The organism is Pantoea sp. SORGH_AS_0659, from assembly GCF_031453915.1.
GTDB lineage: Bacteria > Pseudomonadota > Gammaproteobacteria > Enterobacterales > Enterobacteriaceae > Pantoea > Pantoea leporis.
Window position 1 is genome coordinate 566,294 of the sequence record NZ_JAVJAK010000001.1, and the last position, 15,078, is coordinate 581,371.

A 15,078-nucleotide genomic window follows, 5' to 3' on the forward strand; every position below is an offset into this window, starting at 1 on the left:
TATTCCTAAGGATAATAAAAATGCCAATAACCATCATTGTGCTGGGTGTGATACTGCTGCTGGTGTTGATGATTGTATTTAAGGTCAATGGCTTCATTGCTTTGGTATTTGTCTCGGCGGTGGTCGGTATTGCCGAAGGCATGACGCCACTGAATGTAATGGCCTCGATCCAGAAAGGTATCGGCTCGACGCTGGGCGGATTAGCCATGATCCTCGGCTTCGGCGCCATGCTCGGGCGGCTGGTTTCCGATACCGGTGCCGCACAACGCGTGGCTACCACGCTGATCGCCGCTTTTGGTAAAGAGCGGCTGCAATGGGCGCTGGTGGTGACCGGACTGATCGTCGGCCTGGCGATGTTCTATGAAGTTGGCTTCGTACTGTTGCTGCCGCTGGTGTTCACTATTGTGGCGGCTGCCGGTTTGCCGCTGCTGTACGTCGGCGTGCCGATGGTCGCCGCGCTCTCGGTCACTCACTGCTTCCTGCCGCCGCATCCTGGCCCAACGGCGATTGCCACTATCTTTGGCGCCAATCTCGGTACCACGTTGCTCTACGGCATGATCATCACCATTCCAACGGTGATTATTGCCGGACCGGTTTTCTCGAAGTTCCTTAAAAGCTTTGAGAAGTCACCGCCGGAAGGGCTCTACAACCCAAAAATCTTCACGGAAGAGGAGATGCCAGGCTTCGGCATCAGTATTTTTGCCGCAGTGATTCCGGTGGTGCTGATGGCGATTGCCGCCGTCTTCGAGTTGACCACGCCGAAAGAGAACGCGCTGCGTCAGTTCTTCGAATTCATCGGTAATCCGGCAGTGGCGCTGTTTATCGCGGTGGTGATAGCGGTACTGACGTTGGGGCTGCGCAATGGCCGTAAGATGGAAGAAGTGATGGATATGTGCGGCGAATCGATTGCCGCCATCGCCATGATCATCTTTATCATCGCGGGCGGCGGTGCATTTAAACAGGTGCTGGTGGACAGCGGCGTGGGTAACTACATTGCCGATATGATGAAGGGATCGTCACTGTCACCGCTGCTGATGTGCTGGACGGTTGCGGCAATGCTGCGCGTGGCGCTGGGTTCAGCCACGGTGGCGGCGATCACCACCGCCGGTATTGTGACGCCAATTATCGCGGCCACGCATGCCGATCCGGCCTTGATGGTACTGGCGGTGGGTTCCGGCAGCGTGATCGCTTCACACGTGAACGATCCCGGCTTCTGGCTATTTAAGGGCTACTTCAACCTGAGCGTGGTGGAAACCCTGAAAACCTGGACGGTGATGGAAACGTTAATCTCGATTCTCGGTTTAGCCGGCGTGTTGGCGCTCAATGCCATAATTCACTGATCGATAAAGCTTCACAAGGACGTGAAGCTCTTAACCGCGCGTGCGGATCCACGAGAAACGTGACTGATAGCCGCTGTCAAAATGGGTGTTGTAGCGATAGCTGGAACCCGATTCCGCCATGCAGTAGGTACAGACGTTTAGCACTTCAATATGTTCCGCCACCACTCCCCGCTGTAACAACAAGCCTCGCGCCAGGTTAGGCAGATCAAACCAGATTCCATCCTGCTGGGCCTGCGGCTGCGGACGGATCGCTTGTGCGTTGTGCGGCTGCTGGGTGGAATAGGGTAACGGCGGAAGATCGTGACGATCCTGCATCTGTGTCACCAGATCGTTACCCAGTTCATAGCAGCACGGCCCGATCGCTGGACCGATTACCACACGCAGCGTTTCACGGCTGGCGCCGCGCTCTAGCAGACGATCAATCGCGTTGTTCAATACGCCACCGAGCGTGCCTTTTAATCCGGCGTGCACCGCCGCAACCTGCTGTTGTTGCGGGTCGGCAAATAACACCGGCAGACAATCGGCGGTATACACCGCGACCGGCAGATGATCTTCGCCAATCAAGCCATCCGATTCGCAACGCTTAGGCGGGATGTTTTGGCTTGCCAGCAACACATTGGCGCTGTGACGCTGTTGACCATAAGCCGCCTCTGCCGGAACGGGCTGGCCAGCCGGCTGAAAGGCGTATTCCAGCCAGGAAAAGTCATCCAATAGTCTTGATCGTGGACCGCTGTGGGGGTGCTGTACCATAAGTGTCTCCTCTCACCAAACCGCTGCTTTCTGCTGCCCACAGCTTACGTTAACTGCTACATTTTTAAAGCTTTACAAAAACTGACCCTAATCACTTAAGGATGAAATGATGAAGAAAACCACCTTGCTGGCGGCATCCGGCTTAATGGCGCTGGCATTAACCGGTTGTGCGCAGCCTTCTAAACAGCAGGCTCAGCAGCAGCTCGGCCAGCAATCGGTACTGGCAGTGAACTGGTTCCAGCAATCTGGCGAATATCAGGCATTAAGCTGGCAGGCGTTTAACAGCGCGCGCATGGCCTTCGATCAGGCGCCATCGCTGGCGGGTAAACCGAAAGCGGTTATCGTCGATTTAGATGAAACGATGATTGATAACAGCGCCTACAGCGCGTGGCAGGCGAAAAACGGCCAGCCCTTCTCGGGTAAAACCTGGTCAGCGTGGACGCAGGCGCGTCAGGCAACGGCCGTTCCGGGCGCAGTGGAGTTTGCCAACTACGTCAACAGCCACGGCGGCACTATGTTCTATATCTCCAACCGCGACCAAAAAGATTTTGCCGCAACGGTGGAGAACCTGAATAAGCTGGGCTTCAGCGGCGTGAGCGAGAAAACGGTACGCTTGAGCACCGGCAATTCTAATAAGCAAGAGCGCTTCGACGCGGTGAAGAATGCCGGTTACAACGTGGTGCTGTATGTGGGCGACAACCTGAATGACTTTGGCGGTTCAACCTGGCATCAGGGAAATGCGCAGCGTCAGCAGTTCGTTAGCCTTAATCATCAGCGTTTTGGCACCCAATTTATCGTGTTACCGAACCCGCTGTATGGCGACTGGGAAAGTGGCATGGCGGAAAACTACAACAAACTCACGCCTGAGCAGCAACTGCAGGTGCGTGAAGCGCGTATGAAAGCGTGGAACGGTAAATAATTCGTCAGGTAAAATAGCGTCTGCTTAGGCAGGCGCATTCATGTCCTTTTCAGGTCCATCAATATTTACATAACTCCGTAACTATTATTCCCCTCACTGTTTTCCTGATCTCTTACTAAATTCATGGCAACTGAATAGCGAAATATCTCGTCTTATTTGCTGAATGGCAGTGAATCGCACTAATCATAAATTTTTTAAAAAAAAATTAGGAATTCTCCCAGCTCATAAGGATTAAATTATAGCGTCGCTAAAATGGCATATAATTTTTGCGTGTATTGTTTTGTAATTGCACCGAAAATATCACATTTAAAATCGCTCTTATTTAATTGTTAATGATGCTTTTTATCGTTCCTTCTCATCATTCCGCTCCTTGCATAAACTTACCTGATTCATACGTTTATTGAAGTTTTGTTTACAAAAAAATTCGTTTTGTCGACGCCAGAAATATTCATGATGCAAGGTAATGCTTAAGCGTCTATAAACTATTTTTGTGAGGAAGTTCTGCTTTCATCCTCAATGGTTCTCCATAGCCGCGTTTGATGACGTCGCTATCTGCCTGAAAGCGATCTTTTTAAATGTTGAGAGAAGATTATTGTGATGACCCTGAAACCCTTATTAGTGATAAATCGTACTCTGGCTTTGCGGCGCCGCGCGCGGTTAATTCAGCCATCTGCAGAGGAATCAACGCCATGAATTTAAGCACCGCTTCGTCAGGATATTCCGGCTGGTTTGGTGGTGTTTCTGGTCGCGCTGCCGCTGTGTCTTGGTATCGCGCAGGCGAGTGGATTGCCGCCCTTTGCGGGTCTGCTCACCGGCGTGATTGGTGGGTTGCTGGTGACTGCGCTGAGCCCCTCGCGTTTTGCGGTTAGTGGTCCGGCGGCGGGATTGGTAACGATTGTGGTCGCGTCGATCGCCACGCTAGGCAGCTTTTCCGCCTTTCTCACCGCGCTGATTCTGGCGGGTGTGTTGCAGTGCCTGTTTGGCTTACTGCGTGCAGGACGTTTTATCGCCTTAGTGCCGAGCAGCGTGATTAAAGGCATGCTGGCGGCGATTGGTATTTTGCTGATTATGCAGCAAATTCCGGTAGCATTCGGCGCGGCGGGCGATGTTGAGCTGTTGTCGCTGGTAAAAGGGGAATTTCATTTTTCCAGCAGCGCGATGCTGGTTGCTGGCGTGGGATTGGCTATTTTATGGCTGTGGACCACGCCGCTGATCAAGTCAGTTAAAGTGCTGAGCTGGATGCCCGGTCCGCTGGTAGCGGTGCTGGTAGGCTGTGCGGCGACGGTGTTTGGGGATCGCCTGTTTCCAGCGTTAGCTGATGGCTTGCCGCGTATCGCGCTGCCCGCGTTCGACAGCATGTCGGCGCTGGTGGCTGAACTGGAAACGCCAGACTGGCAAGCGTGGCAGAATCCTGCAGTGTGGATGGTGGCGATCACGCTGGCGCTGGTCGCGAGCCTTGAAACGCTGCTCAGCCAGGAAGCGCTGAAGAAACTGCGTCCGCAACATCCTGCACCTTCACCCAACAAAGAGATGTTTGCGCAGGGCATTGGTAATCTGACCGCCGGTTTCCTTGGCGCGATGCCGATTACTGCAGTGATTGTGCGCAGTTCGGTGAACGTCAGCGTTGGCGCGCAAACCAAACTGTCGATTCTGATTCATGGTGTGCTGCTGTTAATCTGCGGCCTGTGGTTCAGTAATCTGCTTAACGCGATTCCCCTTGCCAGCCTTGCGGCGGTGCTGCTTTATACCGGCTATAAGCTGGCCACGCCGCGCCTGTTCATTGAGCAGATGCGCATGGGACCGCAGCAATATGTGCCATTCCTTGCCACCATCGGCGGCATTATTGTGTTTGGCATGCTGGCCGGCATCGGAATTGGCATCGCTACGCAAATCCTCTACAGCATCTATAAAAGCCATCGCAACGCCTTGCAGCTCACGCGACATGACGATCACTACGTTTTACGCCTGCAGCAAAATCTGACCTTTATGCACAATCCAAAGCTGCAGGGATTGCTGGCAGAGATCCCGGAAAACAGCGTGGTGATTGCTGAGCACGGCAATGCCCAATATATGGATCCCGACGTTAAAGCGGTGCTAAAAGACTTTGGTGAAAACGCACGTAAACGTGGCATTCGTCTGAGTCAATGGCCTGTTGCGGTGAAATAGCCATAAGTCAGTGCTGGAACAACCGTTTTTAAAACTAAAAATCGGATATCTCGGATAGCCGATTTTTTTATTTACAGGGCATAATTGCCACAAGTTTTATCCTTTGTCTCTGGCGTTTCCACAATGCCATTAGGCGCAACGCTGCTTGTTATGGCAGGTGAGCGCCGCCCAGCCGCAGAGTAGGATGACGAACACTTGCTTAATTACCGAATCATCGCACGGGTATTTCCGGTTTAATGCTTGCTGATGCTTAGGGTTGATGCAGGCACTTTCCAGGTTACAGGGTTCAGACGTATGCGCGTTATGCTGTTTGAAGAGAATAATTTTAAAAAGAATGCCCTCACGCTGTTCTTCATTACGCTGTTTTTCTGCTTTATCGGCAGCCATTTACGCATCCCTGAAGAGTTCTCACTATTCTGGCCGGTGAATGCGCTGGTGGCGGGATTAATAGTGAGGAATCCGTTTTTGCACACTACCTCCAGCTATCTGGTGTGCTTCAGTGCGATGATTTTTAACGACACGGTATTTTCCGGCTGGGCGCTGCCAGCGTTTACCGTCAATTTTGCCAACATTCTGTTTATCCTCGTCGCGGTCAGCATGCTGATCAAACATCTGCAACGTCCTTCCGCCCACAGCCAGGTGTTCAATGCCATGCGCATTTTTCCCGCCTGTTTTCTTGGCGCGGCGGCTTGTGCAACCTGGGGCGCGTGGGCACAGGATATTGATTTCAATGCGCGCTTTATTGTGGCGTGGAGCGACTGGTTCAGCGAACAGTTCTCTACTTCGCTGATGCTGCTGCCGGTGATGCTGGCGCGCCCGCTGCGTACGGTTTCACCGCACACCTTGCTGCATCCCGGCAAACTACTGCCGCTGGCGGCGGTCATCCTGTCGCTGATCGTTGGGGCATTGATTGGCGGGGCCGGCAGCCTGACATTCCCGGTTCCGGCGCTGATCTGGTGCGCCATCGTGTTGCCGATTCCATTGACCAGCTTAGTGATCCTGATAACCGGTATCACGGAGATTGTGCTGGTGTCGCATGGTGTGATGAACATCCAGGGTGACGATGCACTGCTACCGATTAGCCATCTCACCTCGGCACGGCTTGGCGTCGCCACCGTTGCGCTCAGCCCGCTGCTGGTGGCGGTGAGCATGGATGCGATCCGCCAGTTAAATCATCGCCTTGCACTTCGCGCTAATTTTGATTTTCTCACCCAGTTGCTGTCCCGTTCCGGTCTGTATGAAAGCTTAAGAAATGAACCTTTCTCGCTACAACGGGAAGCTGGCGTTATTATGCTTGATGTCGACTATTTCAAAGCCATTAACGACAATTTTGGCCACGATGCCGGTGATTGCGTGCTGGAAGAGATTGCGCGGCGCATTCAGCGCGTGGTTGGCAATCGTGGCATGGTGTGTCGCTTTGGTGGCGAAGAGTTTGTGATGGTGATGTTCGATTGTAACCATAGCCAGCTTTACCAACTCGCCGAAACGGTACGTCAGGCGATGGTCAAAGAGAAGTTCTGGATTCAGGGCAACACGGTGACGGTAACTGCCAGTTTAGGTCTGGCGCGCGGCAGTGCGCAGAACGAACGTGAATGGCCAAGCGTGATCAATCGCTTAGTGTCAGCGGCGGATAAGAATCTTTATCTTTCCAAACGCAATGGCCGTAATCAAACCTCACCGGCGATGGAGCCGCGCAGCATGATGAATGACGTGGCCTGAGCCACGTCATGGCGATTCAAACGCTACTTTTCAGTTGGCTGGTTTGCTGGTGACGCTGCTGAGCCAGCTCAATCAGACGGGAAATCAGATCGCTGTAGCTCAAACCTGCTGCCTGCCATAACTTCGGATACATGCTGATATTGGTAAAACCTGGCAAGGTATTCACTTCATTGACAATGATCTCGCCGCTTTCCGTCAGGAACACGTCAACACGCGCCATGCCAAAACACTCCAGCGCCTGAAACGCAGTAATTGCCACCTGACGAATTGCCTCGCTGGCTTCATCGCTGATTGCCGCTGGCACCACCACTTGCGCACCGCTTTCGCTGATGTATTTGGTGTCGTATGAGTAGAAGGCATCATGCACCACCACTTCGCCGCACGGGCTGGCTTCTGGCGTATCGTTGCCCAGCACGGCACATTCAATCTCGCGCCCCTTAATCCCTTGCTCGATCAAGACTTTGCGATCAAACGTAAAGGCGAGATCCAGCGCGGCATCGAACGCTTCAGGGCTGTCGACTTTGCTCACGCCAACGGACGATCCCTGGTTAGCCGGTTTGATAAACAGCGGCAGGCCAAAGCGTGCAATCACGGCCTCAGCATCAATGTTCGCGCGCTGTGCCTGCGCCACGCTCAGCCAGGGTGCAACGTTCAGTCCGGCATCACGCAGCAGCCGCTTGGTAAAATCTTTGTCCATGCTGACGGCAGACCCGAGCACGTCAGAGCCGACAAACGGCAGATTCGCCATACGCAATAAGCCCTGTAGCGAGCCATCTTCACCCAGCGTGCCGTGCACGATGGGGAAAATGACATCCAGCTGTGACAAAGGCTGCGCTTGCTGACGGGTAATCAGCTGGTGGGAAGAACTGCCCGGAACCAGCGCGACATTTTCACCTGAACGATTAAGCGCAATCAGCTTCGGGTTCTCTGCGTTGAGCAAGTATCCCGAAGCATCATTGAGATGCCATTCACCCTGTTTATCGATTCCCAGCAACACCACCTCGTACTTGCTCTTATCGATGGCTTCGAGGATGTTTTTGGCTGATTGTAATGACACCTCATGCTCGGCCGATTTGCCGCCAAACACGATCCCTACGCGCTGTTTTACCATTGCTATTTGTCCGATTACGATAAAGCGAGCCAGTAAGATAACACGCCCAGGACGAGCATCAACAGCCTTGCATTTTTCTGCGCCAGGCAGTGCAAAAAGCCCGCCTCCGTGCCTGCAATCACGAGTTTAAACAATTATTCCTAACCGTTTGAGACAAGTCTTGGACTGCTCAAAACCTGCCTTCTGTCAGAATTTTCCCAATTCAAACAGGTGCAACGGTGGGCAATGTGCTCACCGTTTTTTTGTCAGGTTTACAGGAGTCGGGAAATGGTCGACCAGAAGCAGGATGCTGTGGAGCAGGATGCGCGTTCTGTTGCTCGTATTGAAACCACGGTAGATGACACGCTGTTAAAAAGCGTGGCTTGGATCTGCAAACACTATAAACGCGAGAAAAGTGAAGAAGCGCTGGTGGCAGGTTTGCCAAAAGCGACATTGCTCTCACCATCACAGGCCATGACAGCGCTCGAAAACGCCGGCATTACCGGCGGCATGGTTGAGCGTCGTCTGCAGGATCTGCCGGAGCAGTTGATGCCGATGATTCTGCTGCGCAAAGGGGGCGGCGGTTGCATTGTGCTGTCGCGCCGCATTCACACTAATGAGGAAAATCAACGCGAATTGCGCTTCCAACTGGTGATGCCAGAAGTCAGCGCTTCAGCCGTTGAGATGAATCTGGCAGAGCTGAATGAGATCTACGCGGGCTTCGCCGTCATGGCGAAACCCACTGCTGTGGTCGATGAGCGCGCCAGTGAAATGCTGCCGGAAGTAAAAGGCCATTGGCTGTTCACCACACTGTGGCGTTATCGCCGCTATTACCGCAGTGCCGCGATTGCGGCGGTATTGATCAACGTTCTCGGTCTTTCCAGCATCTTCTTCACCATGAACGTCTATGACCGTGTGGTGCCGAACCAGGCATTCGTGACACTGTGGTCACTGGCGATTGGCGTGACCATTGCGATGATCTTCGAAGCCGTTACCCGCTTCGTACGCGCGCATCTGCTGGATATGGCGGGTAAAAAGGCCGATTTAGTGCTCGGCAGTATGCTGTTCCGTCAGGCACTTTCTATCCAGATGGAACACAAACCCGCTTCCTCCGGTACCTTCGCCAACCAGATTCGTGAGTATGAATCGGTACGTGACTTCGTGGCATCTGCCACGCTGGCGGCGATTTCCGATCTTCCTTTCATTCTGATGTTTGTGGGTGTGATCTTCTTTATCAGCGGTCCGCTGGCGATCATTCCACTGATGATGATCCCATTGATCATCATCGTCAGTGCCGCGATCCAGTGGCCGCTGGCGCGCATTATGAAAGAGAACCTGCGTGACGCCTCACTCAAACAAGGTGTGCTGATTGAATCAGTTGAAGGTATGGAAACGCTGAAAGCAGTGGGCGGTGAAGCACACATGCAGCGTCGCTGGGAAAATTTCAGTGCACTGCAATCCGCTAACTCGATGAAATCAAAACGCTACTCAACGCTGGCAACCGGCGTGGTGACGTTCCTGCAGCAGTTTCAGACGGTGATGTTGGTGGTGGCCGGTGTTTATCTGATCAATGAAGGCACGTTCACCATGGGTGCGATGATCGCCACCGTGATGCTTGCCAGCCGCGCGACTGGCCCGCTCGGTCAGGTTATTGGCCTGGCTGTACGTTATCAGCAGGCAAAAGCGGCGCTAACGTCACTCAACAAGCTGATGGAGATGCCTATTGATCGTGACAGCAGCAAAACCTATCTCACCGATCCGCCGTTGAGTGGTGAGATCACGCTGACCAACGTCAACTTCTCCTATCCGGCACCGCCAATGAAGCCCAACCCGGAAATCCTCAAAGATATCTCGTTGAGCATTAAAGCCGGGGAACGCGTCGCGATTCTTGGCCGCATCGGTAGCGGTAAATCCACCTTATTACGTGTGATGGCGCGCCTTTACCAACCGGTGAAAGGTCAGCTTTCGGCCGATGGTCTGGATGTTAACCAGATTGATCCGGCGGACTGGCGCAAGGTTGTTGGCTTTGTCGGTCAGGATGCGCGTCTGTTCTACGGCACGCTGCGCGAAAACGTAATGATTGGGCGCCCGGACGCCACCGCCAATGAGCTGCTGCGCGTGCTGAATCTGACCGGTTTGGACCACGTTGCGGCACGCCATCCAAGTGGTATCAATTTAACGGTTGGCGAGGGCGGCGAAGGCTTGTCTGGCGGTCAGCGTCAGCTGGTTTCTCTGGCGCGAACGCTGCTTACCCGTCCTAAAGTGCTGCTGATGGATGAGCCAACCAGCGCCATGGATAGCATGACGGAAAACCAATTCCTCGCGCATTTACGTCGCGCCAGTGAAGGACACACGCTGATTGTGGTGACGCATCGTCCATCCATTCTGGCATTGGTCGATCGCATCATCGTGGTGGAAGAAGGCAAAGTGGTGGCGGATGGCCCGAAAGATCAGGTGCTTGCCGCTTTAGAAGGAAAAAATAAAGCCCGCAAACAGCCGCGTCAGGCGGTTGAACCGGCGGTACGTGCGCCAGCTCCCGCTAACGATTCAGCGCCGAAGCAAGCAGCAGCAGAGGAGGCCGCAGTATGAGCAAGTTAATGTCATGGCGTAAGAGCGAGAAAGGTATGTCCGCTGCTGATGCCGAATTTATGAATGACGTGCAGGCTTCTCTGCTGTCGCAGACCACGCCGGGTTCCAAGCTAGTGATGTGGATCATCATTGCGGTGTTAGTTGGTGGCCTTACCTGGGCCAATTACGCACGAGTCGAAGAGATCACTAAAGGCGATGGCAAGGTCATCTCACGCAGCCGTGAACAGGTTATTCAAAGCCTGGAAGGCGGCATTCTGGCAGAGATGAATGTGCGTGAAGGTACGGTTGTAGATCGCGGTGATGTGCTACTGAAAATTGACCCAACGCGTGCGCAATCCAGCTATCGCGAAGTACTGAGTAAAGTGGTGGGTCTGAAGGGCAGCATTGCACGCTTACGTGCTGAAGCTTATTCATTGCCACTGGCGTTTGATGAGCAGGTACAGAGCGATCCCGCCGTTGTGGCGCAGGAAACTAAAGCTTATGAATCGCGCAAACGTGCGCTAAGTGACAGCATCAACTCATTGCAACGCAGTTACGCACTTTCGATGCGCGAGATACATCTGGCTGAGCCGTTAGCGGCCAAAGGTCTCTTGTCGGAAGTCGAACTACTGCGTATGCAGCGTCAGGCCAATGACATTCAGGCGCAAATCGTCGAACGTCGTAACCGCTATCAATCAGATGCCCACACCGAGCTGGGACGCCTGGAATTAGAACTGAGCCAGGTTAGCGAAAACCTGATTGGCCGTGCCGATATTGTTGATCGCACCACGATCGTCGCACCGGTGCGTGGCACGGTGAAAAACGTACGCGTTAACACCATTGGCGGGGTTATTCAGCCGGGTGAGCACATCCTCGAAATCGTTCCGCTGGAAGAGCAGTTGCTGGTGGAGGGAAAAATCCGTCCGTCGGATGTCGCCTTCCTGCGTCCAGGCTTACCGGCCAAGGTGAAAATCACCGCCTATGACTTTGCCATTTACGGCGGGCTTGATGGGCACGTGGAGTATATCAGTCCGGATACCTTAAAAGACGATCAAAAAGCCGCCAGTGGACGCCCGGATGATACCTACTATCGCGTACTGATCCTGACGGATAAAAGCACGCTGCACGCAGGTAACAAAGATCTGCCGATCATTCCCGGCATGATCGCTACCGTCGAGGTGCGCACGGGTGAGAAAACCATTCTCGATTACCTGCTGAAGCCGGTCCTGAAAGCTAAAGAAGCATTCCGCGAGCGTTAATAATCATGAAAAATAATAACAAGATGCGCCATGCACAGGCGCGTCATCTCTCTCTGCTTGCCGTTTGTATTGCCGTTGTGATGGCGCCCGCGGTTAACGTGATGGCGGATTCCACCAGTGAGTTGATGATGTTTGCGGAAATGAGCGGCCAGCGTCCTGTCGCTCCTGCGGCAGCGCCGGTGCGAACGCAACGTTTGCAAGGTTCTACGGCGCCTGCATCTGCTCCAACGACACCTGCGGCAAAGGTTGCGCAACCAACGTTCACTGCGCCAGCGCCGCTGTTTGTTGAAAGACAGATACCGGAGGTCGCGATTACTCCGCGGGTTCAGCCGTCAGTTGCGCCAATCGTACCGGCCCCAATAGCAGAAGCGCCGCACCAGCGCGAAGCCGCCGAACGTCCTGCACAGATCAGCGCGAAAACCAGCCAGTATGCTGAAATTCAGGGCGGAGGTTTCCTGACGGAGGATCAGCGTCGCCCTGAACCACAGCTGTTTAACCCGATGCAATCGTCGCGAAATGTGGGTCAGCAGCAGGCGGCAGCAACGAAAACCTATGCTCCAGCTGAAAGCGCTAAGGCAGATTTTAGTTATGTTAGCCTTCCAGCAGCGACTGCAGCGGCAGAAACGACTTCACCCGTTACGTTAAGCGGCGGAGTTAATGAAACAGTTGCCGAGAGTGAAATACGGCAAAAGTTTCTCTCAGCTGCGCGTATCACCTGGCGAATCAGCCCGGCACTGAAGTCCTATATCGCTCAGGGTGATGCGGCTGAAGCCAGCGTAGATGAAGCGAAAGGCCAGCGCTGGCCACAAGTTGATGTAAGTGCCGCTTCGGCAACCAAAGAGTTTGGTGGTGGAACTAAAAATTATGAATACCAAGGGAATATGCCGTCTTTAGGTGTTTCAGTAGCGACTAATCTAATCGACTTTGGCCAAACCAGTCGCACCATTGAAAGTCGCGAAGAGCGCGTTAAGTCAGCCTTACAGTCGGTACAGGCACAGCGAGAAGATTTGGCGATGCAGGTAAGTAACGCCTTGATTGAGTGGAATAAACAGCAGCACGTCATCGCCATCAGTAAGCAGTATTTGGCGCGTATGGCAGAGCTGACCAAAATGCTCAGCGGTATTGTTCAGTCAGATACTGGACGTCGCAGCGAACTGACGCAGGCAAAAGGGCGCTTACTGCAAGCGCAAAGCTACCTGGAAAATGCCGAGTCTCGCGCGCGGGATGTTGAAATCACTCTGAATCGCCTGATGGGCAACAACCGCGTGACGTTACCAGCCAGCGATAAGTGGGCGCTTTCCTTTGGTGATTTAAACCGCCAACTGACGAGTTTGGATGTCCATCCTCTGATCTTGCGCGCCAGCGCTGAGGAGCGAGCAGCATTCAAAGAGGCAGAGGCGATCAAAGCTTCTGGCCTGCCAAAGCTCAACTGGACGGTAAGCAAAAACACTCGTGAAGACCAGCTCGGACGACAACAGGCATGGCAAACCGGCCTGAACGTTAGCTGGGGCTTATTCCGCGGCGGTTCAACCAACGCCCAGGAAATTGCGGCGATTAAACGTGCCGAAGCGAGTCGTCAGCAGGTGCAGGAGCAACGCCGCGATCTGGAAAATCGTGTGCGTGCTGCCAACCAGAATGCCCACTCAACAGCGGAACGCGCCGTGCTGTATAAAAACCTGATTGTGGAATCCGATCGGATTCGTAAGGACTTCTTTGATCAGTGGTATCACTTAGGCCGCCGTTCATTGCTGGATGTATTGAGCGCAGAAAGCGATCTGTACAACAACCAGGTCAGTGAAGTCAGCAACCGTTTCGATAGCTATGCCGCCATTATCAGCGGATATGCTAACTCGGGCACGCTAAGTCGTTGGCTAACGACGGGGCGATAACAATTCCATACACCCGCTTCGGCGGGTTTTTTGTTTTAACCCAACGTAAACGAACGGGCTATTTGAGTTGGCAATGCTGCGTAAGTCACTTTAGAATCGCGGCGAATTTTTACCCAAGAGGAGAACGGCATTGGACACAAGTCCCAAACGATTACAGCAGGACCTCGCGGTAAGATAGCCTTCACGCTGTCTTAACTGCGCGTTAAGACGGTGAATTTCCTTCCAGAATCACCACTTTTCATAAGCACAATGCGGCTGGTTCCCAGCGGTATTCGCACTGTCTGTAATCCATTTATTAATCTTTTGTTCCGCAAACAGAAAGCTGCGGATTGAGGTCTATCATGGATTGGAAAATCTTTTTACTGCGCGTCACCGTCGCGCTGGTTTTGGGTGCGCTGATCGGCAGTGAGCGCCAACTACGTCAACGCATGACCGGATTACGCACCAATGCGTTGGTGAGCACCGGCGCTTGTCTCTTCGTTCTGATGACACAAAGCGTGCCCGGCATCGCTACGGATGCGTCACGCGTTGCGGCTTATGTGGTTTCCGGTATCGGTTTCCTCGGCGGCGGAGTGATCATGCGCGATGGCTTGAACATCCGCGGATTGAATACCGCCGCCACCTTATGGTGCACCGCGGCCATTGGCGTGCTGTGCAGCATGGGATTGCTGCTGGAGGCGGCCCTCGGCTGCATGGTGATCCTGTGCGCGAATATACTGCTGCGTGAACTGGCCTTGGGTATCAACCGCCAAACCATCGTCTCAGCAGCCGAAGCGATGCAACACTATAAAGTACAAATCATCTGCCTCGCGCAGGATGAGGTTCAGGTTCGCAGCCTAATGCTGCACACGCTGGGCGGCAGCGGATTGCGCCTGCAATCACTGCACAGTGAGGATTTGGATCCGCCGCATCGCATGGAGGTGAATGCTGAGGTGATTGGCAATCCAACATTAACCGATCAGCTGGAAAGCCTGGTGAGCCGCATCAGTCTGGAAAAGGGCGTAAGTTCGGTGCGGTGGCAGGTGAATGAGTTGGAGCGTGATTGATATTTAGATGTGCTTTAGAAAACGTATCGCCATTTGATCGCCACTATGAATGACAAACAAAAAGCCACCTCAAAAGGTGGCTTAACTGCATGATTTTCATCGCTAAATTTGGTGGCCCCTGCTGGGTTTGAACCAGCGACCAAGCGATTATGAGTCGCCTGCTCTAACCACTGAGCTAAGGGGCCAGCGGAGCGGGGATTATAGAGTATCTTGTTAGGGTGATCCAGAGTTCGCCATTTGGATGGTGAAAATTACAGCAATAGCTGACTCATTGATCTCAAAAGAAAATTCTATCGTCCCACGCTCTACGCTTATTAAGCGCCCAACCAGCA

The 15,078-nt window shown here is 53.4% G+C and carries 10 protein-coding genes, 1 tRNA gene and 1 pseudogene; 8 read left to right on the forward strand and 4 right to left on the reverse strand.

The window, feature by feature from the left end; all coding sequences use genetic code 11:
- Window positions 1-20 precede the first annotated feature (20 nt).
- Complete coding sequence (locus Q3H59_RS02865; protein ID WP_008103467.1) at window positions 21-1,340, forward strand: gluconate:H+ symporter; 1,320 nt, start codon at window positions 21-23, stop codon at window positions 1,338-1,340.
- Between the two features lie 30 nt (window positions 1,341-1,370).
- Here Q3H59_RS02865 and Q3H59_RS02870 read toward each other — a convergent pair whose 3' ends face one another.
- Window positions 1,371-2,090: a polyphenol oxidase family protein gene (locus Q3H59_RS02870; RefSeq protein ID WP_309833064.1), complete on the reverse strand. Its 720-nt coding sequence runs from the start codon at window positions 2,088-2,090 to the stop codon at window positions 1,371-1,373.
- Window positions 2,091-2,199: 109 nt separating this feature from the next.
- On the opposite strand from Q3H59_RS02870, the gene Q3H59_RS02875 reads away from it, so the two are divergent.
- Window positions 2,200-3,009, forward strand: coding sequence for a 5'-nucleotidase, lipoprotein e(P4) family (locus tag Q3H59_RS02875; protein WP_101762925.1), 810 nt, complete (start codon window positions 2,200-2,202; stop codon window positions 3,007-3,009).
- Between the two features lie 689 nt (window positions 3,010-3,698).
- A pseudogene (locus Q3H59_RS02880) lies at window positions 3,699-5,175 on the forward strand (SulP family inorganic anion transporter).
- Window positions 5,176-5,304: 129 nt separating this feature from the next.
- Here the strand turns inward: Q3H59_RS02880 and Q3H59_RS02885 are convergent.
- Window positions 5,305-5,562: a hypothetical protein gene (locus Q3H59_RS02885; RefSeq protein WP_309836761.1), complete on the reverse strand. Its 258-nt coding sequence runs from the start codon at window positions 5,560-5,562 to the stop codon at window positions 5,305-5,307.
- On the opposite strand from Q3H59_RS02885, the gene Q3H59_RS02890 reads away from it, so the two are divergent.
- Complete coding sequence (locus tag Q3H59_RS02890; protein ID WP_192236190.1) at window positions 5,470-6,894, forward strand: GGDEF domain-containing protein; 1,425 nt, start codon at window positions 5,470-5,472, stop codon at window positions 6,892-6,894. The genes Q3H59_RS02885 and Q3H59_RS02890 overlap by 93 nt on opposite strands.
- A gap of 16 nt (window positions 6,895-6,910) precedes the next feature.
- Here Q3H59_RS02890 and ddlA read toward each other — a convergent pair whose 3' ends face one another.
- Window positions 6,911-8,005 (reverse strand): D-alanine--D-alanine ligase, encoded by a 1,095-nt coding sequence (gene ddlA, locus Q3H59_RS02895; protein ID WP_309833067.1) that lies wholly within the window; start codon window positions 8,003-8,005, stop codon window positions 6,911-6,913.
- A gap of 267 nt (window positions 8,006-8,272) precedes the next feature.
- On the opposite strand from ddlA, the gene Q3H59_RS02900 reads away from it, so the two are divergent.
- The 4 genes from Q3H59_RS02900 to Q3H59_RS02915 all read left to right on the forward strand — a co-directional run bounded on the left by Q3H59_RS02900 (window position 8,273) and on the right by Q3H59_RS02915 (window position 14,746).
- Window positions 8,273-10,573, forward strand: coding sequence for a type I secretion system permease/ATPase (locus tag Q3H59_RS02900; RefSeq protein WP_280172120.1), 2,301 nt, complete (start codon window positions 8,273-8,275; stop codon window positions 10,571-10,573).
- Window positions 10,570-11,811, forward strand: a complete 1,242-nt coding sequence (locus Q3H59_RS02905; RefSeq protein WP_137386563.1) for an HlyD family type I secretion periplasmic adaptor subunit — start codon at window positions 10,570-10,572, stop codon at window positions 11,809-11,811. The genes Q3H59_RS02900 and Q3H59_RS02905 overlap by 4 nt, the downstream gene beginning before the upstream one ends.
- Before the next feature lie 5 nt (window positions 11,812-11,816).
- Window positions 11,817-13,700: a TolC family protein gene (locus Q3H59_RS02910; RefSeq protein WP_309833070.1), complete on the forward strand. Its 1,884-nt coding sequence runs from the start codon at window positions 11,817-11,819 to the stop codon at window positions 13,698-13,700.
- Between the two features lie 341 nt (window positions 13,701-14,041).
- Complete coding sequence (locus Q3H59_RS02915; RefSeq protein WP_110867369.1) at window positions 14,042-14,746, forward strand: MgtC/SapB family protein; 705 nt, start codon at window positions 14,042-14,044, stop codon at window positions 14,744-14,746.
- Between the two features lie 109 nt (window positions 14,747-14,855).
- On the opposite strand, the gene Q3H59_RS02920 is transcribed toward Q3H59_RS02915, so the two are convergent.
- Window positions 14,856-14,931 (reverse strand) — tRNA-Ile (locus Q3H59_RS02920).
- Window positions 14,932-15,078: the final 147 nt, after the last annotated feature.